17 protein-coding genes and 1 pseudogene are annotated in these 20,006 nt (G+C 76.5%); 4 read left to right on the plus strand and 14 right to left on the minus strand.

The genetic code is table 11. The annotated features are described in order from the left end of the window. Positions 1-205: 205 nt before the first annotated feature. Positions 206-526 (plus strand): annotated as a pseudogene (locus tag ACFVVL_RS14000) (sigma-70 family RNA polymerase sigma factor); the annotation flags it as partial. Between the two features lie 135 nt (positions 527-661). On the opposite strand, the gene ACFVVL_RS14005 reads toward ACFVVL_RS14000, so the two are convergent. The 8 genes from ACFVVL_RS14005 to ACFVVL_RS14040 form a co-directional block, all read right to left on the minus strand. Beyond that, positions 662-1,090, minus strand: a complete 429-nt coding sequence (locus tag ACFVVL_RS14005) for a DUF2690 domain-containing protein (RefSeq protein WP_380292648.1) — start codon at positions 1,088-1,090, stop codon at positions 662-664. Between the two features lie 510 nt (positions 1,091-1,600). Then, positions 1,601-2,185, minus strand: a complete 585-nt coding sequence (locus ACFVVL_RS14010; protein WP_387674629.1) for a hypothetical protein — start codon at positions 2,183-2,185, stop codon at positions 1,601-1,603. Next, positions 2,182-3,576, minus strand: coding sequence for a hypothetical protein (locus tag ACFVVL_RS14015; protein WP_387674632.1), 1,395 nt, complete (start codon positions 3,574-3,576; stop codon positions 2,182-2,184). Before ACFVVL_RS14015 ends, ACFVVL_RS14010 begins: the two co-directional genes overlap by 4 nt. After that, positions 3,573-4,382, minus strand: coding sequence for an ABC transporter ATP-binding protein (locus ACFVVL_RS14020; protein ID WP_387674635.1), 810 nt, complete (start codon positions 4,380-4,382; stop codon positions 3,573-3,575). The genes ACFVVL_RS14015 and ACFVVL_RS14020 overlap by 4 nt, the downstream gene beginning before the upstream one ends. 32 nt (positions 4,383-4,414) lie before the next feature. Continuing rightward, positions 4,415-5,242, minus strand: a complete 828-nt coding sequence (locus ACFVVL_RS14025; protein ID WP_380292654.1) for an anti-sigma factor — start codon at positions 5,240-5,242, stop codon at positions 4,415-4,417. 61 nt (positions 5,243-5,303) lie between these two features. Continuing rightward, positions 5,304-5,807: an RNA polymerase sigma factor gene (locus ACFVVL_RS14030; protein ID WP_380292672.1), complete on the minus strand. Its 504-nt coding sequence runs from the start codon at positions 5,805-5,807 to the stop codon at positions 5,304-5,306. Positions 5,808-6,289: 482 nt separating this feature from the next. Further along, entirely contained in the window at positions 6,290-6,955 is a 666-nt protein-coding gene (locus ACFVVL_RS14035; RefSeq protein WP_387674949.1) for a response regulator, read from the minus strand. After that, positions 6,955-8,217 carry a sensor histidine kinase gene (locus tag ACFVVL_RS14040; RefSeq protein ID WP_387674639.1) on the minus strand — a complete coding sequence of 421 codons (1,263 nt, stop codon included), beginning with the start codon at positions 8,215-8,217 and terminating at the stop codon, positions 6,955-6,957. Before ACFVVL_RS14040 ends, ACFVVL_RS14035 begins: the two co-directional genes overlap by 1 nt. A gap of 160 nt (positions 8,218-8,377) precedes the next feature. Between ACFVVL_RS14040 and ACFVVL_RS14045 the strand changes: the two genes are divergently transcribed. Beyond that, positions 8,378-9,286 (plus strand): ATP-binding cassette domain-containing protein, encoded by a 909-nt coding sequence (locus ACFVVL_RS14045; protein WP_387674642.1) that lies wholly within the window; start codon positions 8,378-8,380, stop codon positions 9,284-9,286. Beyond that, on the plus strand, positions 9,283-10,050 hold the full coding sequence (locus tag ACFVVL_RS14050) for a hypothetical protein (protein ID WP_387674645.1): 768 nt from the start codon (positions 9,283-9,285) through the stop codon (positions 10,048-10,050). Before ACFVVL_RS14045 ends, ACFVVL_RS14050 begins: the two co-directional genes overlap by 4 nt. 90 nt (positions 10,051-10,140) lie before the next feature. Here the strand turns inward: ACFVVL_RS14050 and ACFVVL_RS14055 are convergent, their stop codons facing one another. The 4 genes from ACFVVL_RS14055 to ACFVVL_RS14070 form a co-directional block, all read right to left on the minus strand. Then, positions 10,141-11,667 carry a hypothetical protein gene (locus tag ACFVVL_RS14055; protein WP_387674648.1) on the minus strand — a complete coding sequence of 509 codons (1,527 nt, stop codon included), beginning with the start codon at positions 11,665-11,667 and terminating at the stop codon, positions 10,141-10,143. A 52-nt stretch (positions 11,668-11,719) separates the two neighbouring features. Next, the gene (locus ACFVVL_RS14060; protein ID WP_387674651.1) at positions 11,720-12,283 is read right to left on the minus strand and encodes a dihydrofolate reductase family protein; all 564 of its coding nucleotides are present in this window, start codon (positions 12,281-12,283) and stop codon (positions 11,720-11,722) included. Between the two features lie 95 nt (positions 12,284-12,378). After that, on the minus strand, positions 12,379-13,758 hold the full coding sequence (locus ACFVVL_RS14065) for a hypothetical protein (protein ID WP_387674654.1): 1,380 nt from the start codon (positions 13,756-13,758) through the stop codon (positions 12,379-12,381). After that, on the minus strand, positions 13,748-15,892 hold the full coding sequence (locus tag ACFVVL_RS14070; RefSeq protein WP_387674656.1) for a hypothetical protein: 2,145 nt from the start codon (positions 15,890-15,892) through the stop codon (positions 13,748-13,750). Before ACFVVL_RS14070 ends, ACFVVL_RS14065 begins: the two co-directional genes overlap by 11 nt. 302 nt (positions 15,893-16,194) lie before the next feature. On the opposite strand from ACFVVL_RS14070, the gene ACFVVL_RS14075 reads away from it, so the two are divergent. After that, positions 16,195-16,824, plus strand: coding sequence for a hypothetical protein (locus ACFVVL_RS14075; RefSeq protein WP_380292670.1), 630 nt, complete (start codon positions 16,195-16,197; stop codon positions 16,822-16,824). A 77-nt stretch (positions 16,825-16,901) separates the two neighbouring features. Here the strand turns inward: ACFVVL_RS14075 and secD are convergent, their stop codons facing one another. Together secD and ACFVVL_RS14085 are read right to left on the minus strand one after the other, a co-directional pair. Continuing rightward, positions 16,902-19,253: a protein translocase subunit SecD gene (gene secD, locus ACFVVL_RS14080; protein WP_387674659.1), complete on the minus strand. Its 2,352-nt coding sequence runs from the start codon at positions 19,251-19,253 to the stop codon at positions 16,902-16,904. 174 nt (positions 19,254-19,427) lie between these two features. After that, a complete protein-coding gene (locus ACFVVL_RS14085) occupies positions 19,428-19,859 on the minus strand; it encodes a hypothetical protein (RefSeq protein WP_387674662.1) in 432 nt (143 codons plus the stop codon). Positions 19,860-20,006 lie beyond the last annotated feature (147 nt).

Genomic DNA, 20,006 nt, shown 5'->3' on the forward strand with positions numbered 1-20,006 from the left:
GGCTCCCACCGCTGCCCGACGCGCGGTCACCGCCACCTCGGAACGGGGCGGCGCCGCTGCGGAGGACCGTACGGAGGGCCGCTTCGAGCCCGCTACGACGCCGCTATGAGCACCATCGCCGCAGGTCGGCCACGCCCTGGGCGGCTCGACGGCGCCCCGAACGGACCGACCGCCGGCTCCGCGCCTTCCTCCCGGAGGGCGCGGGATGCCCGTGCGGCATGATGGGCGGGCGGATGACGAACCGTACCGGGGCGAGTTGACGGCGTTCCGCTACCGGATGCTGGGGTCGTGCCACGATGCCGAGGACGTCGTGCAGGAGACGCTGCTGCGGGCCTGGAAGGCCCGCGACCGGTACGACCCGGCGCGTGCGTCGGTGCGCACCTGGCTGTACCGGATCGCGGCCAATGCCTGCCTGAGCGCCCTGGAGGGGCGCCGACGGCGTCCGTTGTACCGGCTGCTGACCTTCCCCACCGTCCTCGGCACCGGCCGACGGCTGTTCCCCGCCGAGGGTCCCCGGGCCGACCTGGAATGCGTGACCGCCGAACGGATCGGCCCCGCCGTCCTCACCCACGACCGCCGGGCCGCCTGACGACCCGTCCGCCGCCCGCCCCGCCCGCCCGCCCGGCCGGCACTCCCGGCCGGGCGGGCGGACGCCGCGGGCTCAGCTGCCGCCCTTGCGCCACGGTCCGTCCTCCCACTGGTTGTCGAAGTCCCGCAGGCGTACCCGGTGCTCGTGGTCCGCGCCGACCATGGCGGTGTACGTCGGGCCCGAGGTCACGGTGAAGGCGTGGTGGGAGGCGCCGCCGCGGATCTGGACCGCGAACTCCCAGCCGTCGGACGCGTCGGCCTGCGCCCACACCGCGTGGCACGCCCTGGAGTAGCGCAGCCAGGCGCGGACGTGGTCGGCGGCCTTCGGGACCTCGCTGCCGGGGACCGTCCGCGCGTCCGCGGCGCAGCCCGCGGACTTCGGGCTCCCGCCGTCGCAGGCGTTGCCGTGACAGGCCACCGCGGCCTGCGCCGGGACCGGCGCCAGCGCGGCCGGCGCCAGCAGGGCGGCGGCCGCGAGAACCAGGGCTGAGCTGCGGGACACCCGCATCGGCACTCCTTCCGTCGGGGCTCCGGCGGAGCCCTCCTTCCTCCCAGGGGTACCGGCAGCCGGCCGACCCGCGCAGCGAAGAGCGCCTCATTCACCGGAAAGGGGACACCTCGCAGGCCGACGCCAGGACGCCGCGGGCCTCACGGTCGAACTCTCGGGTCCTCCGGGGGCTCACCGGGCCGCGACGACCTTGAGGGCGGTCACGTCCGTCGTCCGCGCACTCCCGCGAAGCCGCGCGGGAGCCGGGCTTCCCTGACTGCCGGGCGGAAACGACCTGCTCGCAGTCCGGAGCGAAGGCCGTGATCCGCCGGCCGGCGGTTGGTGTCCGGGTTCGCAGGTCAGCAGGGGCGGTGCGGGATGCTGTTGAGCGGTCGGGCGGCCATGGCCGCAACGGCTGGGAGGCCACCGTGGCGGGCATCCTGTGCTCTCCTCGCCGTGGTCCATGGCGCAGGCCATGCGAATCGTGACTGACCGTCATCATCCGGTGGCCGGCGGAGGTGATCGTCAGCGTCTCGGGCCGGCTGTGGCGTACAGGGCGCTGCCGGTCAGCAGGAGGGCTGCCGCGGCCCAGGTGGACGCCTCCGTGCCCGGGGGAGACGTCATCCAGCCGACCGTCTTTCCCACGGCGTCGGGTGGCAGTGGTGGGACAAGGACGGTGAACGCGAGCCAGGCGGTCGGCAGCGTCCAGGCGAGGTGCGCCCCGCAGAGCACCGCTCCGAGCGCGGCCAGGCCGACCAGGCCCGCGCTGTCCCGGAGGACGACCTCGGTGGGGGCGAACCTCGGGCCCGCCGCCTGGACCGTCAGCAGCGCCGCACCGGCGAGCGCGCCGACCAGCAGCACGTGCGCCACCCGGCGGGGCGCCCACCGGATCGCGGCCGTCCGGTCCAGGGCGAGGTCCTGCCCGCCGAACCCGACGGAGCCGGCCGCCACGCCCGCGGCGAGCACGAAGAACGCGGTCGGGTCCATCGCCTCCGTCCCGCCCGTGCCGTCGCCCCGGGTGAAGGCCCACACCGCCAGGGCGACCAGCGTGACCGCGGCGGCCGAGGCGGGCACCTGCCGTGAACGCGCGTACAGCGTCAGCCACCTCATCGCTGCGCACCTCCCGCCGGGAGCTCGGGCAGCCGCGCCGTGCAGGAGAGGGCGGCGGTGCGCAGCTCGGCGATCCGTGCGCGCTGCTCGGCCGTGGCCAGCCCCTTGAGGTCCTGCCAGGCGGCATCGGCGGCGGCCCAGGTCCGGCGCGCGTACTCGTCGGCGGCCTTCTCCGCCATCGGCCGGAGGGTGGGGTCGTCGAGGGCCCAGCTCACGGCGATGCTCTGGAGGGCGATGTCGTTCTGTGTCCCGCCCTCCCGGGAGGTGCGGGCGTGGCAGCTCGGTGCCAGCCCCTGGGCGATCAGCGCGCGGGTCAGGTCGCTGCCGGTCGCGTCGATGAACAGCTGGTCGTCGAAGTCGACCGTCACGGTGTCGGCGGACAGTGTGCGGAGGTCGCCGAGCGCGCGCAGGGCGGTGTCCTCCCGCACCGAGGTCGGCGCCGCGTCGCCCAGGACGTCGTGGAGGACGCCCAGCGCCTCCCGGCCGCGCGGTGCGAGCTCGGCCAGGTGGGATTGGCTCGCCTGCGTCACGCAGACCGGGCCGTCGCAGACGAGGGCGGCGGCGGCCTTGTCGACGACGTAGGTGTCGCGCGGGGCGGCCGGCAGGATCAGCAGGGCCGCGGCCGCGGCGGCCAGGGCGGGAGCCGGCGCGAGCAGCCGGGCCCGGCGGGTGGTGGCCGCCAGCAGCGCCAGGCCGGTGGCGAGCAGGCCGACCAGCCAGAGCGTCTGGCCGAGGTGGACGGAGTCGGACAGGGTCAGCAGCGTCCGCCGCGGCTCCGCGGTCACCGGGGACAACAGGCCGAGCCGGTTCGACGTCCTGCTCTCCGGCACCTCCCCTTCGATCCGCACCCGCAGCACGTTTGTCATCACGAGGCAGGCCACCACCAGGGCCGGCGGGGTGAGGACGGAGGGCAGCGTCCGGGCGACGCCCATGGCGAACACGGCGGCCGCGACGAGTCCCAGCACCGCCACCAGCGGGATCGGCAGCCAGCCGAGGCCCGTGTAGGTGGTCGGGCCGAGCGCCACCCGCACCCCGCCGGTGAGGACGAGGAGGCCGAAGCCCACCGCCAGGGCGAGCGCGAGCGCTCCCGCCGGCAGCGCCGCGCGGCGCCAGGCCGGCAGCGGCGTGGTCGCCAGCAGTTCGGTCATCCGCGAGCGGGGTTCACGCAGCCCGTAGACCGCCCCGATGCCGACCACGAGCGGCAGCCAGAAGGCCAGCAGGGAACGGGTCCACATGGCCATGGTGGTCCACTGGGCCGTCCAGCCCGCGGTGCCCCGCCACCAGACTCCGTCGATCAGGAAGAAGACCGCCAGACTGCCGCCCAGGACGACGGCTCCGGCCCACGGGGCCGCCGAGCGCTTCAGCTCGGTGCGCAGCAGACGTCCGTTCACCAGGCGCCTCCCTGCCGGCCGGAGTCGCGGAGCAGCGCCGAGTAGCCGCGTTCCAGGGGGCTGTCGCCCGGGTGCTCGGGGCCGCCCGCGGCGGCGAGTTCGTCCGGGGTGCCCTGGAAGACGAGGCGGCCGTCGGCGAAGAGCAGCACGTCGGAGCAGGCGGCCGCGACGTCCTCCACCAGGTGGGTGGAGACGATCACGCAGGTGTCGCGGCCCAGCTCGTGGAGCAGTTCGCGAAAGCGCAGCCGCTGTGCCGGGTCGAGGCCGGCGGTCGGCTCGTCCAGCAGCAGCACCTCCGGGGAGTTGACGATGGCCTGGGCGATGCCGGCCCGGCGCACCATGCCGCCGGACAGGGTCTTCATCCGGTGGTCGGCGCGGTCCGCCAGGCCCACCCGTTCCACGGCGCGCTGGACGGCTTCGGGGATGTCCGCCTTGGGGACCTCCTTCAACCAGGCCATGTACTCGACGAACTCGCGCACCGTGAAGCGCTTGTAGTAGCCGAAGTCCTGCGGCAGGTAGCCGATGCGGCGGCGCAGGGCCCGGTGGTCGGCCGTTCTGCGCACGGAGGTGCCGAGGATCTCCAGTTCGCCCTTGGTGGGGCGCAGCACCGTGGCCAGTGTCCGGATCAGGGTGGTCTTCCCCGCGCCGTTGGGCCCCAGGAGGCCGTGGGCGCCGGTGCCCAGGGAGAGGCCGAGTCCGTCGACGGCCATCCTGCTCCGTCCGACGCGTACCTTGAGGCCGTCGGCCCTGATCTCCCAGGCGTACGTCCTGGGCGCGGTTTCGGCCGCGCTCGTCACGGGTGTCATGCGGTGGTGCCTTTCGGTGGTGGACATGGGTGTCACAGCGTCGAGTACGTGTTCCTGCGGGCGATCACGGCGCCGGCGCTGAGTGCGAGGAGCAGCCCCCACACCGGCAGCCGGTCCGGCTGCAGGGCCAGGCGGAGGACGGTGGGGCCGCGGCCGGTGACCAGCGCGGGTGCCACGACGACGAGGCCCCAGGCGACCGCCAGCCAGCCGGCGGCGCGGGTCACCCCGATCACGCTGCCCAGTGCCAGCGCGGTGGAGGTGAAGGCCAGCGAGGGCAGCAGCCACTGCGCGGCCGTCGTGGTCCCGGTCAGCCATCCCCCCAGCAGCAGCACGGGCAGGACCACCGTGAGGGCCGAGGTGGTGCGCCTGAGCAGCAGGGGCAGGCCGGCCCGGGCGGTCGAGGCGGTCAGTTCGTGTGCCGGGTCGAGGCCGCTCGACCACGACGCGGCGACGCCGCACAGCGGCAGGACCGGCGCCAGCAGCGACACCACCGAGGAGCCGCCGAGGAACTCCGGCGGCGCGGCCGCGTCCAGCAGCAGCGCCATCAGGGTGACGACGGCGGTCATCGCCAGCCACGGGGTCATGACCGGCGTCAGCCAGGACGACACCCAGCCCGGACGGTGCCACCGCGAGGGCCTCGTGACCGCCGCGTCCAACCGCGGTTCCAAACCGGCCCGGACGGAGTCGACGAGTGCGGCGATGCCCGGCGCCTCGGTGGCCACGGAGGCCGCCAGCAGGCTCCGGCACGGCGCGCACGTCTCCAGGTGGGCCTCCAGGGCCCAGACCGTGTCCGCCGCCATCGCCGTGTCACCGCGCGTGTAGTCGTCGATCAAGCGCCGGGACGCGTGTTCCCCGCTCATGCGCACCTCCCCATGACTCTCTCCCGGCCTCCGGCCGGGGGGACCCTCGTGCTTCGCCCGCTCATGCCAGCGCCTCCCGCATCGCGATCCGGGCCCGGCGGGCACGGGTCTTGACCGTGCCTTCGGGCAGTCTGAGCAGGACGGCGGTCTCCCGGACGGAGAGCCCGTCGAGCACGGTGGCCTGGAGGACCTCTCGGAGTTCCGGCGCCAGCCGTCGCAGGGCGTCGCCGACGTCTCCGCCGACGGTCCCGGCGAGCGCCTCCTCCTCCGCCGCGGGAACCACGGCCCGCTCGGCGGCGGCGACCGGCGGTTCGGCGTGGTGGGCGCGGCGCCGGAACGCGTCGACGAGGCGCCGCGCCGCGATGGTCCACAGCCATCCGGCGGCCGTCCCGCCGGCCGCGCTCCCGGCGAACGCGCCGGCCGCGCGCCATACCGCCAGATAGGTCTCCTGCATGACTTCGGCGACGATCTGCTCGTCCGCGCAACGGCGGCGCAGCCGCACCGCCAGCCACGGCGACGTGCGCCGGTACAGCTCGTCGAACGCCGCGCGGTTCCCCTTGGCCACCAGCCGGAGGAGTCGCTCCTCGTCCACGTCGTCCAGTGCTCTCCTGCGTGATCTCACACCAGCCAGACGCCCGCAGGGGCGTCCGGGTTCTGCGCCCGGCGTGACCTGCATCACAGTCGGGCGGGTCTCGTCGGCGGTGGCTGTTCGCCGGATGCCGGGCCGGTCGGCCCTTGGCGGCGCGGAGTCTCCGGACGATCCTCAGGGGCGCCGGTGTCGCGCCCGGCGCTGGCCGCACCGAGGCGCTGCGCCGGTCCGGGCGGGCCACTGCGCGGTCCGGGCCCCGGACCGCTCCCGGCCGGTCCTGCCGATGATGCCCGGGGCGCCCGGGGCGCCCGGGGTGCCCGGACGCCGCAGCCGCGACGACGTCCGCGCGGGCACCGCCACCGGCAGCCTCGTCGGCTCCCTCCACCGCCGCCACCGCGCCGTGGAGTTCGGAAGGCTCCCGGCCGGGCTCGACAGGGACGTGCCCGCCGGCCTCGAAATCACCGGTCGGCCGGTGCCACGAAGCCCGACTCGTAGGCGAGGACGACCGCCTGGGTGCGGTCGCGTGCGCCGAGCTTCGCCAGCATGCTGCTGACGTGCGTCTTCACCGTCTGCACGCCGAGGTACAGCTGTTCGGCGATCTCCCCGTTGGTCAGTCCGCGTGCGACCAGCCGCAGCACCTCGGCCTCGCGTCCGGTCAGGGCGGCCCGTGCCATCGCCGCGCGCGCCGCCTCGTTGCCCCGGCCGGCCGCGAGCCGGCGGATCTGGGCGGGGAAGAGCAGCGACTCGCCGGCCGCCACCAGCCGTACGGCCTGGGCGATCTCGGCGGGCCTGGTGCGCTTGAGCAGGAAGCCGTCGGCGCCGGCCCGCAGGGCCTGGTAGACGTAGTCGTCGATCTCGAAGGTGGTGACGACCACGATCTTCGGCGCGTGGCCGCCGGGCACGGCCCCGTCGCGGACCAGTTCACGGGTCGCGGCGAGGCCGTCCGTTCCGGGCATCCGCACGTCCATCAGCACCACGTGCGGACGCAGCCGGCGGGCCAGGTCGACCGCCTGCGCGCCGTCGGACGCCTCGCCGACCACCCGCAGGTCGCCCTGCGCCTCCAGCACCGCCCGCAGGCCGGCCCGGACCAGTTCCTCGTCGTCCGCCAGCAGAATGTCGATCATCACGCGCCCAAGCGTAGGGGGACCCGGACGGCCAGCACCCACTCGCCGGACTCGACGCCCGCCGAGGCCTCGCCGCCGAGCAGCACGGCCCGCTCGCGGATGCCGCGAAGTCCCTTGCCGCCGCGGCGCGGTGGGCTGCCGGAGCGGCCCGGTGCACCGGCGTGCGCGGGCAGGGCGTTGGCGCAGCGCAGCTCCAGCCGGCCGTCGCGGACGGCGATCCGGACGCTGATCGGCTCGCCGGGGGCGTACTTGAGGGCGTTGGTGACGCCCTCCTGGACGATCCGGTAACCCTCGCGGGAGAGCACGCCGGGCAGGGGCCCGGGCGGGACGTCGACCCGGGCCTCGACGGGGCTGCCGGCCGCCCGGGCGGTCTCGAAGAGGGCGGGGAGGCGGTCGATGCCCGGCCGTTCGCGGACGTCCTCGGTGCCCGCGTCGCCGCTGTCGCCCACGCCGCCCAAGCCGCCGGCGCCGCCGGTGTCCCGGAGCAGGGCGAGAGTGCGTTCGAGGTCGTCCATCGCCCGGCGGCCGGTCTCCTCGATGACGTCGAGCGCCTTGGCTGTGAACGCCTGGTCGCCGACCGCGCGTGCGGCGCCCGCCTGAAGGACCGTCACCGTCAGCGCGTGGCCGATGGAGTCATGGAGCTCGCGCGCCAGCAGGTTGCGCTCCAGCAGCCGTTCGGCGCGCAGCTCGGCCGCGGCCAGCCGCTCCGCCGGGGAGGGCCCCAGCAGCCGGACGGCCATGGCCAGTTGGAGCCGACCGGCCCAGACGACCAGCCAGCCGAGACCGAACAGGGCCAGCGGTGCCAGCAGCGGCGCCCAGCGCGGGGCGTCCCCGCCCGGCATCCGGAGGCCGAACACCACCGGCTCCGGCCGCACCAGCAGGTCGAAGGCGGTGGCGGGTCCGAGCACCGAGGCCGCGCCCACGGCCCCGCCGAGGACCAGCCGGCCGAGCAGCCAGAGCGCCGTGCGCCACCGGTCGGCCCAACTGCGCGAGGGTTCGGCGACGATGTCCTGCTCGCGCTCGGGGACGAGCAGAAGCCGTGCCTGCACGCCCTCCGCCCGGCGCATCGCGGGCACCGTCGCGGACAGCACCACCAGCGCGACGTCCACCGGCACCGCCCGCACCAGCACCTCGCCGAAGCCGCGTCCCGCGATGCCCGGATAGATCATCAGCATGACGCCGGCGAAGATCCAGCCGATCAGCAGATGCAGCCACCGCGCGTAGGTGACGGGACTCAGCAGGGGCGCGACGATGCGGGACACGGCGCCATCCTGCCAGGCCGGAGACGTGCGCGGCCTCCCTCCCGGGAGGGAGGCCGGTCCCCTCCCCGGCGGGATCCGCCGGGGCGCCCGGACGCGGTCCCATGGAGCCACCGAAGGACAACGGCGCGGCTCGCACGACGCGGCAGAACGGAGGACGGTCATGATCACCGTGGAGGGACTCACCAAGGAGTACGGCGGGACGCGGGTGGTGGACGGCCTCGGCTTCGAGGTCCGCCCCGGGGTGGTGACCGGCTTCCTCGGGCCCAACGGCGCCGGCAAGAGCACGACGATGCGGCTGATCCTCGGCCTGGAGCGCCCGAGCGCCGGCCGGACCCTGATCGACGGCCGCCCGTACGCCGAACTGGACGCCCCGCTGCGGCGGGTGGGCGCCCTGCTCGACCCGCACGCCCTGCACGGCGGCCGCACGGCGCGCGGACACCTGCGCTGGCTGGCCGCGAGCAACGCCCTGCCGCGGCGCCGGGTCGAGGAGGTGCTCGACCAGGTCGGGCTGTCCGACGCGGCCGACCGGCGGATCCGCGCCTTCTCCCTCGGCATGCGCCAGCGCCTGGGCGTGGCCGCCGCGTTGATCGGCGACCCGCCGGTGCTGATGCTCGACGAGCCGGTGAACGGCCTGGACCCGGAGGGCATCCGCTGGATCCGCGCCCTGCTGCGCGGCCTGGCCGCCGAGGGGCGCGCGGTGCTGGCCTCCTCGCACCTGATGTCGGAGATGGCGCTGACCGCCGACCACCTGGTGGTGATCGGCCGGGGCCGGCTGCTGGCGGACGCGGCGACCACGGACTTCATCGACCGCCACGGCCGGACCAGGATCCGGGTGCGGGCCGTCGACCCGGACGCGCTGGCGTCGCTGATCGGCCGCTCGGGCCTGGACGCCCGGCGTGCGGACGGCGGCGCCTGGGAGGTCACCGGCGCGGCGCCCGAGGAGGTCGCCGCGCTGGCGGCCGCCGAGGGGGTGGTGCTGTACGAGATCGCCGTGCAGCAGGACTCCCTGGAGGAGGCCTTCCTGCGGATGACCGCCGACAGCGTCGAGTACCGGGCGGTGGCCGCATGAGCACCGCGACCTCCTTCACGGCCGGCCGGGCCGCCCGGGCCGCGCTGCGCGCCGAGCGGATCAAGTTCACCACCCTGCGCTCCCTGTGGATCACCCCGCTCGTCGCCGTCCTGCTCACCGTCGGCTTCGGCACCGCCGTGGCCGCTGCCGTCGGCGGCCGGGACGACAGCTTCGCCGAGGACCCGGGCCTCGGCATCCACTACGGCCTCAACTTCGGCCAGGCGGCGCTGGTCTGCTTCGCCGTCCTGCTGTTCGGGCAGGAGTTCGGCACCCGCATGATCGGCGTCTCCCTGGCCGCCGTCCCGCACCGCGGTCGCCTCTACGGCGCGAAGCTCGCCCTCGGCGCGGCCGTCGCCCTCGGCGTCGGCGTGCTCGGGACCGCCGGCTCGTTCCTCGGCTACGGCGCGTTCGTGCCGGAGACCTGGGACGGTCCCGCCCTGGTGCGCAGCGCCACCGCCGGGGTGCTCTACCCGGTGCTGCTGGTGGTGTTCTGCCTGGGGCTGACCGCGGTGCTGCGCAGCCTCACCGCGGCCATGGGCCTGCTGCTGCCGGGCGTCTTCCTGCTCTCCCCGCTGCTGTCCGGCGTCCCGGGCGTACGCAGTGCCGCGCAGTTCCTCCCGGACCGCGCGGGCCAGTACGCGCTGCGCTACGCCGACGACCCGCAGGTCGCGTACGGGCACTGGACCGGCCTGCTGATCATGGCCCTGTGGGCCGGCGCCGCCGCGTACGCCGGACTGTGCGGACTGCGCCGCCAGGGGAACTGACGGGGCGCCGGGCCTGGTGGGACCGCGCCCCCGCCGCCTCGGGCAACCCGTGGGCCGTGCCCGGCGGCGGGGGCGTGTCGGCGAGCGGATTCACGCCGGGGCGTGCAGGCAGTGGTCGAGGAGGGTGTGCATGCGGTGGGCGGGGAGGGACGGGTTGGCGGCGGCGCCCTCCGCGGTGCGGGGGGTGGTGAGGAGGTCCTCCAGGGCCCGAGGGGTCAGGCTCGGGTTGGCGGCGGCTGCCCGGCACACGGTGTCGTCGGGATCGTCCACCGGGGGGTCGGGGAGGGCGGGATCGGCGGCGGCCAGGGCGCGCACCTCGGGGTCCGGGTGGGCGATGAGATGGGTGAGGCCGGTGCGCGGGAACGCGGGCAGGGTCAGCAGGTGCGGGCGGTGGACCGGGCGGGTGACGAAGACGTCCAGGAGGAGACCGGGCGGAGCCAGGGGGTGGTGGCAGGCCAGCCGGATCCGCACCTCCTCGTCGGCGTCCTGCGCGAGTGCCCCGGCGAGGTCCGCGGGCAGGAGCGGCCGGCTCGCCGCCACCCGGCGGAGCTCCGGTTCCCCGGACGCGGCGCAGGCGGCGAACCAGTCCGGGGACGGCTCGGCGGACGGCTCGGCGGACGGCTCGGAGGAGGACTCGGCGGACGGCTCGGTGATCGGGCAGATGCAGTCCGGACCATGTCCGACGACCTGGCCGACGACCCGCCCGATCGCCCCGTACTCGGCCCAGGTGCGGGAGAAGGGCTGGAGGCGTGCGCGCAGCCGTACGGTCTCGTCCGGATCCTGCCTCAGCTCCGCCGCCAGGTCGGGTCCCAGGTCGGGCCGGACGGCGGTCAGTGCGCGGACGGTCGCCTCGGGGTGGCGGGCGAGCCGGGCCACGGTGTCGGCCGGGATGTGGGGGTTCCGGGCCAGGGCGCGCACCGTGCCGTCCGCGAAGCACTGCTCGACGAGCGCGGGGGACAGGGCGCAGGTGCCGAACACGAATTCCCTGTGACGCGCGCCGACGGACGGCAGCTCGGCCTCCACCCGCTCCGGGTCCAGCACCCAGCTCCGGTCCCGCGCGGCCTGCCGCACGGCGGGGTCGGGGTCGTCGAGCAGGGCCTCGCGCTGCGCGGGGGTGAGCGACTGCCACGTCAGGGTGGCCCGGATCCGGAGCGCGGGGTGCTCGCGATCGGCCAGGGAGCGGTGGAAGGACGGCGGGATCTGCCGGGAGGAGACGAGCTCCTCGATGATCTCGTTCGCGGTGAGCCTGCCGTCCGCACCCCCGTCCTCGGCGGTCAGGAGGGTGACGAGGACGTCGTCCGGAAGCGGCCGGACCGACCGGGGCCGGGAGCGGGGGCCACCGGCGAGCCAGGCGCGGACGATCCCCGACGGGTCCGTCGCCAAGGGCGCGAGCCGGGCCGGGTCGACGTGCCGGTTGCGGGCGAGTGCGCGGCGGATCCCCGGGTCCGGATGGCGCAGCGCCGCGTCGACGACGGCGTCGGGGAGGTCACGGCCCTCGCACATCAGCGGGCCGGCTGCACCGGCCGCCCGGTCCATCAGGCGGACCAGGACGTCGGAGGGCGCCGCGGGGTTGAGGGCGAGGCCGCGCAGCCACGGTTCACGCAGGGAGTCGGACACCGCGCCATCCTGTCACCCGGTGGCGGCGGCCGGCCGGGCGGGTGACGGGTGCTCAGCGTCGGGTCTCGTACCTGCTCAGGACCACGCCGCAGGGGAGCGTCCGGGTCTCCACCAGGTTCAGGTCCACCCAGTTGTCCAGCGCGGTGAAGAACGGCGTGCCGCCGCCCACCAGGACCGGCGCGGTGGCCAGCACGTACTCGTCGATCAGTCCGGCCCGCATGGCCGCCCCGGCGAGCGTCGCGCCGCCGATGTCCATCGGGCCGCCGTCCTCGGCCTTGAGCCGGGTGATCTCGGCGACCGCGTCGCCGGGGACCAGGCGGGTGTTCCAGTCGACCTCGTCGACCGTCGAGGAGAACACCACCTTGGCCATGTCCCGCCAGCGGTGCGCGAACTCGGTCTCCGCCGGGGTGACCCCGGGCTGCTGATCGGCGGTCGGCCAGTAGGAGCTCATCGTCCGCCACAGCCTGCCCCCGTACAGCGACAGCTCGGTCGCCCGCAACCGGTCGGACCAGAAGCCGAACAGCTCGTCGCTCGGCGTGCTCCAGCCGATGTCGTCGCCGGGTGCGGCGATGTAGCCGTCCACGGACACGTTCATGCCGTAGATGAGTCTCCGCATGGCACCGGCCCTCCGTGAGTCGGTCCCAGCGTAGCGACGGGCGTGGTGCGGGGGACTCATCGGCGCGCGGCAGGGATCCGGCGGCCCTCCCGGGGTCAGTCCTCGGCCGCGCCGCGCTCCTCGGACCGCTGCCGGGCACGGCTGAAGGCGCCGGTTCCGACCCGGGCGGCGAGGGTGTCGTCGGGGCCGGAGAGCAGGGAGCCGTAGCCGGTCGCGGCCCAGAGGCTGCGGTCGGCGGGCACCTCGAAGTAGGGGACGGTGCGGCCCTGGTCGCGGACGGCGAGCACCCGGGGCGCGCGGCGGGCGCGCAGGGCGCGGGCGCAGTCCTCGCAGACGGCGACGTCGACGCGTTCCCGGCGGCCGACCGGGCGCCAGGTGGTGCGGCGGACGGCGGCGCCGTGCCGGGGGTCGAAGAAGCACAGCGGGAGCCGCGGTCCGGCCGCGAGCGCGGCGCGTCCCTCGGCGGCCAGGGCGAGCACGCCCACCAGGTCGGGGACGCCGCGGGCGGCGTCCAGCACCCGGCCGGCCGCGTCGTAGGCGTCCAGGGCGCGGGCCAGGCCGGGGGTGGTGGTCCCGTCGGCGCCGTCGACGGCCTCGCCGAGGGCGAGCAGTTCGGCGGCGGCCTGCCGGCGCAGCCCGGCCTCGTCGGCGGCCTGCCCGGTGGCGAAGACGGTGTCGGGGAAGGCGGGGGCGGCGGGCCGGGAGGAGCGGCGGCGCCGTATCAGGAGGGCGGCGGCGAGGACGGCGAGGACCAGCGCGGCGTCGACCACGAGCAGGGTTCCGCTGCCGTCGGAGGAGGAGCGGGCCGCCTCGTCCTTCACCCGGGGCACCGTGGGGCGGGCCGAGTACTCGCGGTCGGCCCGGGCGGCCTCGGCCTGGTAGACCTCGGTGGCCCGGCCGGTCGCGATCAGGTCGACGGCCCGGCCCACGCGGGCGGCCAGTCCGGCGTCCTTGAGCTCCTTCAGCATGCCCACGGCCATCGCCGCGTCGCGGGCCCGGTGGGTGTCGTCGGGCCACTCGGTGCCCTTGAGCCGGCTCCCGTACTCGTCGTTGGTGAGCAGGATCAACTGCGGCAGGCCGAGGCGTTCCCGGACCACCGCGGCCAGGGACTCGGCGCTGCCGCCGAACGCGTCGCCCTTCTTCAGCGGCACCAGGACCACCTTGATCGGCAGGCCGGACACGGCGATCCGGTCGGCGAGCTCCCGCTGCTGGGCGGCGGTGACGGCGGCGGCGAAGGACGGGTCGACGTGGACCGGGGCGGTGGCCAGCGACTCGACGATCGTCGCGGCGCCCGGGCCGGGGCCCGTGCTCTCCGCGCGGACGGGGGCGGCGGTGCCGAGCAGGGCCGCACAGGCCGTCAGCAGCGCGGCGAGCAGCCCGCCGAGCCGGCGCCGGTCGAGCGTCGTGGTGGCCGGGCGCCGGACGGTTGCGCGTCGGACGGTCTCGCGTCGGACGGTCGTGCGGTCACTGGACACCGGCGGACTCCCTGGTCCTGAGGATGAGTGCTTCGATTCCCTCGCGGGCGGCCGGCAGGACCTGCCCGGCCTCGTCCCAGACGGTCCGGGTGCGGTGGTCCGCCGCGGGCAGGCGCAGCAGCCGGTCCCGGGCCAGGTCCACGCGGACGGCTCCGCCGCGGAGGGCGTCCCGGCAGGCGGGGCACAACTCCGCGGACCCCGGGCCGAGGCCGCCCGCGGCGAACCAGGCCGGCACCGGGCCGCCGGTGGCCTCGCCGTGCAGCGGGTTGAGCCGGCAGACGGTGGGGTGGGAACGGCCGCGGAGCGCGGCCAGCCCGGCCCGGGCGAGCACCACGGCGGCGGCCAGGTCGCCGGCCTCGGCCGCCTCTCCCGCCCCGGCCGGGGCGTCGGGGCGCTGCCCGCCGCCGGCGAGGAGCCCGGCGGCGTCCAGGCAGTCCCAGGCGCGGGCGCGGCCGGGCGCCGGATCCTGCGCGGCGGCGGTCTCCTGCGCGGCGGTCGGTTGTGAGGCGGCCAGCTGTGCGGAGAGTTCGCGGACCCCCTCGCCGGCCCGGGCGCGGAGCTGCCGCAGGGAGGGCAGCGGGGTGGTGTGCTGCGGCGAGGGGCCGGCCGCGCGGGTGCGCCGGGAGCGGATCACGGCCCGGGCGGTGGCGAGGGCGGCCCAGCCGAGCACCAGCAGGGCGCCGAGCAGCATCACGCCGAGTCCGACGCCGGTCCCGAAGTCGTTGCCGAACAGGGCCGGCAGCCGGTTGTCGTGCAGCGGGGGCAGCGTGGTGGGGCGCTCCGCGGGATCGTCGCCCGGCCGGGGCCCGGCGGCGGCGACGGCGTCCAGCACCTGGTCCAGCCGCTGTGCCACGCTCCGGCCCCCGGTGTTCCCGTACACGTACCTGACCCCGGCCGGCAGTCGTGCGAAGCGGCGCAGGGTGTCCCGGTCGGTCCCGTAACTGTCGAGGTCGATCGTGCCGGTCGTCGGGTCGACGAGGACGTAGACGCCGTTGCGGCCGGTGCGTTCGTGGATCAGGGCGAGCAGCAGATCGGCGTCCTGGTCGGTCTCGTCGTCGCTGCCGGTGGGGGTGACCACGACGTGCACCGGGCCCTGGGGGGCGAGTTCGGCGAGCCGCTGCCGGAGCGCGGGCAACTCGGCGGCGGTCAGCGCGTCGGGGCCGGACGGGTCCTGGTAGACCGGGTCGGCCGTGAGCCCGGCGGCGATCTCGTCGACGCGGGCGTCCAGGTCGGCCCGGGTGACGTTCAGGGAGGGGCCGTCGACGACCTGGGGGAAGACGGCGGGCGCGACGCGCACCACGCCGACCACGGTGGCGGCCGTCGCCAGCAGGGTCACCGGGAGCAGCACGAGGCCGCGCCGCGCGGCGGCCGGACCCCGGGCACGGTGGCGCACGGCCGGCGGCTTCTCCAGGCTGACGGCGGGCCTGTTGCCCGGGCCGGAGGAGCCGGTCCGGCGGAGGGGGAGGCAGAGGCCGAGGCCGAGGGCGAGCACCAGGCCGGGCAGGACCACGACCGCCAGTCCGAGCAGCAGGTTCTGGTTCTGCCGGTCGGTGGAGCTGATGTACGGATCGCTCCGGTCGCCGTCGTGGTACCGGTTCGACAGTTCCTCGGCGTCGGCGGCGGCCCGGTCCTTGCCGGAGGCGACGGCGTCGACGAAGTTCTCGAACGCCGCGAGCGGCCCGGCACCGCGCGGGGTGCCGTAGAAGGAGATCCGGCGGGCGTCGTCCACCGGGAGGTCGACGCCGAACGCGGCCGCGGTGATGGAGCCGTGGTCGCCGATCAGCACATAGAGGCCGTCCGTGCCGAGCCGGTCGTGCACCAGGGCGAGCAGCGCGGCGTCGCCGTCCGGCAGCGCCAGCACGTAGGTGGGCACGCCGGTGCGCTCCGCGAGGGCGGCGATCTCCGGGGCGAGCGAGCGCGGCAGCCGGCGAGGCAGGGCGGCCGAGACGTAGACCGGGTTCCTGCGCAGTTGCTCGGCCAGGCGCTCGGAGCGGGTCGTGCCGTCGGTGGGCCGGCCGGCCGGCGTGTCGGTGGCAGTGGCGGTGGCAGCGGCGGTCGCCGTGGGGCTCGGCGCGGCCGCGACGGCCGTTCCGCCGCCGCCGAGCAGGACGAGCGCGGCGAGCGTGAGGAGCACGGCGAGCGTGGTGGGCGCCGCGAGGGCCGTGCCCGCCCGGGCCCGGCGTGTCCCGGTCCGTCTCCGTATGCCTGCCGGTGTCCGCATCGGCGCCCCTCCCGGTGGTTCGTCCGCCCACCCTACTCGTGGGCGCTCCGGACGGAGGCGACCTCCCCGGACCGTCACCGGCCCGGCCCGGCGGGGCCGGCGGCGGGACGGGCCCGGGAGGCGCCGCCGCCGTATCGGCGGGCCCGGCCGCTGTTCCGCGGGCCGTGTCGACGCTACGGTGAACATCGGTTGTTCATCGGTGAGTTGGAGATTCCATGGTCGGAGCGATCGTCTACTTCCTGACCCTCGGCCTGCCGGTCGTCGTCCTGATCGCAGCGGCCGTGCTCGCGGGGCGCAAGGCCCGGCGCGCCGGGCGGCTGCGCAGGGCCGTCGGGGACTTCGGGAAGCGACCGGGCTGGTGGGAGCACGACCGCCGGAAGCCCCGCTGGACCGGCCACCTCACGCACTACGGCTGGCTGACGGAGGAGACCCTCGCGGTGTACGCCGTCTCCGGGATGCTCGGCAAGCGCCGGGCGACGATCGCCCTGCTGATGCGCAACCGGTCCCGGGACGTGGACATCTGGCTCGCGGTCTGCATCGGCCTCGCGGCCCCCGCGCGCACCGTCCGGCTGGAACGCCCCTGGAGCTCGCTGCCCCTGGGCGTCCACTGGCCCCCCGATTTCGTCTACGTACCGCGCGGCGAGGGCGCCGGGGACCTCGTGGCCTTCCTGGTGGACACCGACATCGCGCGGCGGCTGGCCGCCGTCGACGCCCCGGCGGTGTCGTTCCACGACCGCGAGGTGTGCTTCCTCTGGGACGAGCTGCCCGAGCCCGGGCAGCTGGAGCCCTTCGTGGACGCCCTCGTCGCGGCCGTCCCCGCCCTGGAGGCCGCGGCGGCGCGGTAGCGCCGTGGCGCGGCACCGGGCCCGCACCGGGCCCGCGCCGCTCCCGGACCGGAGTCCGGGAGTGGCGCGGGCCCCGCTCAGACCACCGCCCCGTTGTGGTCGCGCGTGCGGGCCGCGCCCGCCGGGTGCGGCGTCCGCACGCCCCGCGCCCCCGGCGCCTCCCGGGCCTCCCGCGGCCGGTCCGGGAACCGCCCCTGGAGCAGCACGACCACCGGCATCGCGGTGAACACCGTCGAGGCCGTGCCCACCAGGACCCCGGCCAGCAGCGCCACCGAGAAGTCGGCGAGCGAGTCGCCGCCGAGGACCGCCAGGGCCGCCAGGACGAACAGCGCCCCCATGCCGGTGTTCACCGTCCGGGGCAGGGTCTGCGCCACGGCGCGGTCGGCGAGGTCCGCCCAGCTCGCCTTCGTCCCCGTCCGGCGCAGCTCGCGCAGCCGGTCCAGGACCACCACCGTGTCGTTGACGGAGTACCCGACGATGGTGAGCAGCGCGGCGAGGAAGACGCTGTCCACCGGCTTGCCCAGCCAGGCGAAGAGGCCGAGCACGAGCAGCAGGTCCTGTGCCATCGCGATCACCGCGGCGGTCGCGAAGGTCCACCGGAAACGGACCGTGAGGTAGAGCAGCTGGGCGGCGACCGCGAGTCCGAGCGCGGCCAGCGCGTAGCCGCGCAGCTCGCTGCCGAGGCTCGGCCCGATCAGTTCGTCGCGCTCCACCGACAGTTCGCCGGTGACGCCGGTGAGCGCCTCCCGGATGCGCTGCTGCTGGTCGTCGCCGGTCTCCTTGGTGCGGACGGACACGCCGGTGTCGCCGGTGGTCTGCACCACGGCCTGCGGGAACCCGGCGCCGACCACCGCCGCGCGGGCTGCGTCCGCGTCGACCCGCTGCGCGGCGGTGTACTGCGCCACCCGGCCGCCGGTGAACTCGACGCCGAAGTCCAGGCCGCGCCCGCCGATCCCGGCCAGGGCGAGCAGCAGCAGGCCCGCGCAGGCGCCCAGCCAGCGCCGCCGGTGGCGCATCAGCCGGGGCGGCCGCCGGTTCAGCCGGGTCCGGAGCCGGCCGACGGTGGCCATGCCGGTCAGGGCCGGCCGCCGGGCGACGGCCGGCCGCCGCACTGCCCACTCGGCGAGCAGCCGGGTGATCAGCATGGCCGAGAACATCGAGGCCAGCACGCCGATCGAGAGCGTCACCCCGAAGCCCTTGACCGGGCCGGTGGCGAACACGAAGAGCAGCCCGGCGGCGAGCAGCGTCGTCACATTGGAGTCGGCCACCGCGCTCCACGCCTTCGCGAACCCGACGCGCAGCGGGCGCCGCAGGTCGCGCTCCCTGCCGCGGCCGGCCGCCCGGGGTGCGGTGTACTCCTCCCTGGCCCGTTCGAAGACCAGCACGTTGGCGTCCACCGCCATGCCGATGGCGAGCACGAAGCCGGCCAGCCCGGGCAGGGTGAGCGTCGCGCCGAGCACGACCACGGCGGCGTACGAGATCAGGCCGTAGAGGCCGAGCGCGACGGTGGCCAGCACCCCGAGCAGGCGGTACACCGCGATGATGAACGCCCCGGTGCAGAGCAGGCCGATGGCCGCGGCGAGGGCGCTGGCCCGGATGGCCTCGGCGCCCAGGGTGGGGCCGACGGTGCTCTGCTCGATCACCGTCACCGGGACGGGCAGCGCGCCGCCCTTCACCAGGGCCGCGAGGTCACGGGCCTCGTCGGCCGAGAAGCCGCCGGTGATCTGCGTCGAACCCCCGGTGATCCCCTGCCCGCAGGGCACGCTGTCCTGGACCCCGGGGGCGGACAGGACGCGGTCGTCGAGCACGATGGCGACCCGGCGGGCCGGGTCGGCCGGCGCGGCGCACGCCGCCTCCCCGGTGAGCCGGGCCCAGGCGTCGCCGGCCGAGCCCCGGAAGGACAGGTCGATGCTCCAGCCGAGGCCGGTCCGGGTGTCGAGGACGGCCGAGGCGTCCTTGACGCCGTCGCCGGTCAGCACCGGCGGGCCCAGCCGCAGGTGGCCGCCGGGCAGGGCGGGGTCGGCGAGGACCCGGGAGCCGTCCGCCGCCGCGGGGCCGGCCGGGCCCTCGGCGGTCGCGGTGACGGGGTGGAAGGTGAGCTGGGCGGTGCGGCCGATCACCGCGGCGGCCTCGCGGGGGTCCTGGACGCCGGGCAGTTCGACGACGATGCGCCGTTCCCCGGCGCGGGCGAGCGAGGGTTCCGCGACGCCGAGGCCGTCGACCCGGCGGCGCAGCACCTCCAGCGCCCGGTCGGTGGCGTCCGCGTCGGCGCGGACGGTGGGCGAGTCCTGGGTCTCCAGGACGATCCGGGTGCCGCCGCGCAGGTCGAGGCCGAGGCGGGGCGGGGTGGTCAGGGCGATGTAGAGCGAGACACCGACGACGGCGAGCGCGACGAGCGCGCGCCAGAACGTGGCACGGCGAGTGGGCATGGGTACTCCACGGGCGGTCCGCGGGAGCCGGGCGTCCGCGGGGGACGCCGCACCCGGGACGGGCGGACGCGAGGGGACGCGCGCCGCCGGGGACGCTCCGGGCACGGTGGCCGGAGTCCTCCCGGCCGGGCCGCGGGCAGGCCGCGGCACCCGGTCGGCGGGCGCGGTGGAACGTCAGCTGGACCGGGTGGAGGGGGGACCGCGGGTGTGGCGGGGGTCGTAGGCGTCGGACGGCGGCGCCCGCTCCTGGCGCGACCCCGGGGCGTACACCCCGGTCCCGGGCCGGGGGGCGTCCGTCCGGCCGGCCGGGAGCGCGGCCGGCGGGAGCGCGGGCAGCCGCACGGCGGGCTCGGCGGTGGCCGTGCGCCGCTGGGCGACATCCGCGTCGCGGCGGTCCGCGGCGCGCCGGACCTCCGCGCCCGCCGGGCCGAACCGTACGGCGACGGGCGCGGCCGGGGCGGCCTGGGCGGCGAGGGCGGGCGGCGCTTCGAGGGCCGGCCGCGCCGCGCCCGTCGCCGTGCCGAGGAGGACCTGGCAGACGGCCCAGGCCGCGAGGAACGCGCAGGACAGGGCGGCCGCCGCGGTCCGACGTACCCGTCGCTCCACTCCGGCCCCCCTCCGTGCTCGTGCCGTCACCCGGCCCCGTCCGCAAGAAGGTCTCACTGTAGGCGACGGCGCCGCCGCGTGGGGATCCGGTCGGCGCCCCGCACCCGTGACGGTGTGCGGGGAGGCGGCCGCCCGGCGGTTCGTCAC

Source organism: Kitasatospora sp. NPDC058115 (genome assembly GCF_042884635.1).
In the GTDB taxonomy this organism is placed as follows: domain Bacteria; phylum Actinomycetota; class Actinomycetes; order Streptomycetales; family Streptomycetaceae; genus Kitasatospora.

What these genes read in the sequence shown, in the direction of transcription:
- ACFVVL_RS14010 (WP_387674629.1), bottom strand. Translation starts at nt 2,185, where the DNA reads ATGAGGTGGCTGACGCTGTACGCGCGTTCACGGCAGGTGCCCGCCTCG.
- ACFVVL_RS14020 (WP_387674635.1), bottom strand. Translation starts at nt 4,382, where the DNA reads ATGACACCCGTGACGAGCGCGGCCGAAACCGCGCCCAGGACGTACGCC.
- ACFVVL_RS14025 (WP_380292654.1), bottom strand. Translation starts at nt 5,242, where the DNA reads ATGAGCGGGGAACACGCGTCCCGGCGCTTGATCGACGACTACACGCGC.
- ACFVVL_RS14035 (WP_387674949.1), bottom strand. Translation starts at nt 6,955, where the DNA reads ATGATCGACATTCTGCTGGCGGACGACGAGGAACTGGTCCGGGCCGGC.
- ACFVVL_RS14045 (WP_387674642.1), top strand. Translation starts at nt 8,378, where the DNA reads ATGATCACCGTGGAGGGACTCACCAAGGAGTACGGCGGGACGCGGGTG.
- ACFVVL_RS14050 (WP_387674645.1), top strand. Translation starts at nt 9,283, where the DNA reads ATGAGCACCGCGACCTCCTTCACGGCCGGCCGGGCCGCCCGGGCCGCG.
- ACFVVL_RS14060 (WP_387674651.1), bottom strand. Translation starts at nt 12,283, where the DNA reads ATGCGGAGACTCATCTACGGCATGAACGTGTCCGTGGACGGCTACATC.
- ACFVVL_RS14075 (WP_380292670.1), top strand. Translation starts at nt 16,195, where the DNA reads ATGGTCGGAGCGATCGTCTACTTCCTGACCCTCGGCCTGCCGGTCGTC.
- secD (WP_387674659.1), bottom strand. Translation starts at nt 19,253, where the DNA reads ATGCCCACTCGCCGTGCCACGTTCTGGCGCGCGCTCGTCGCGCTCGCC.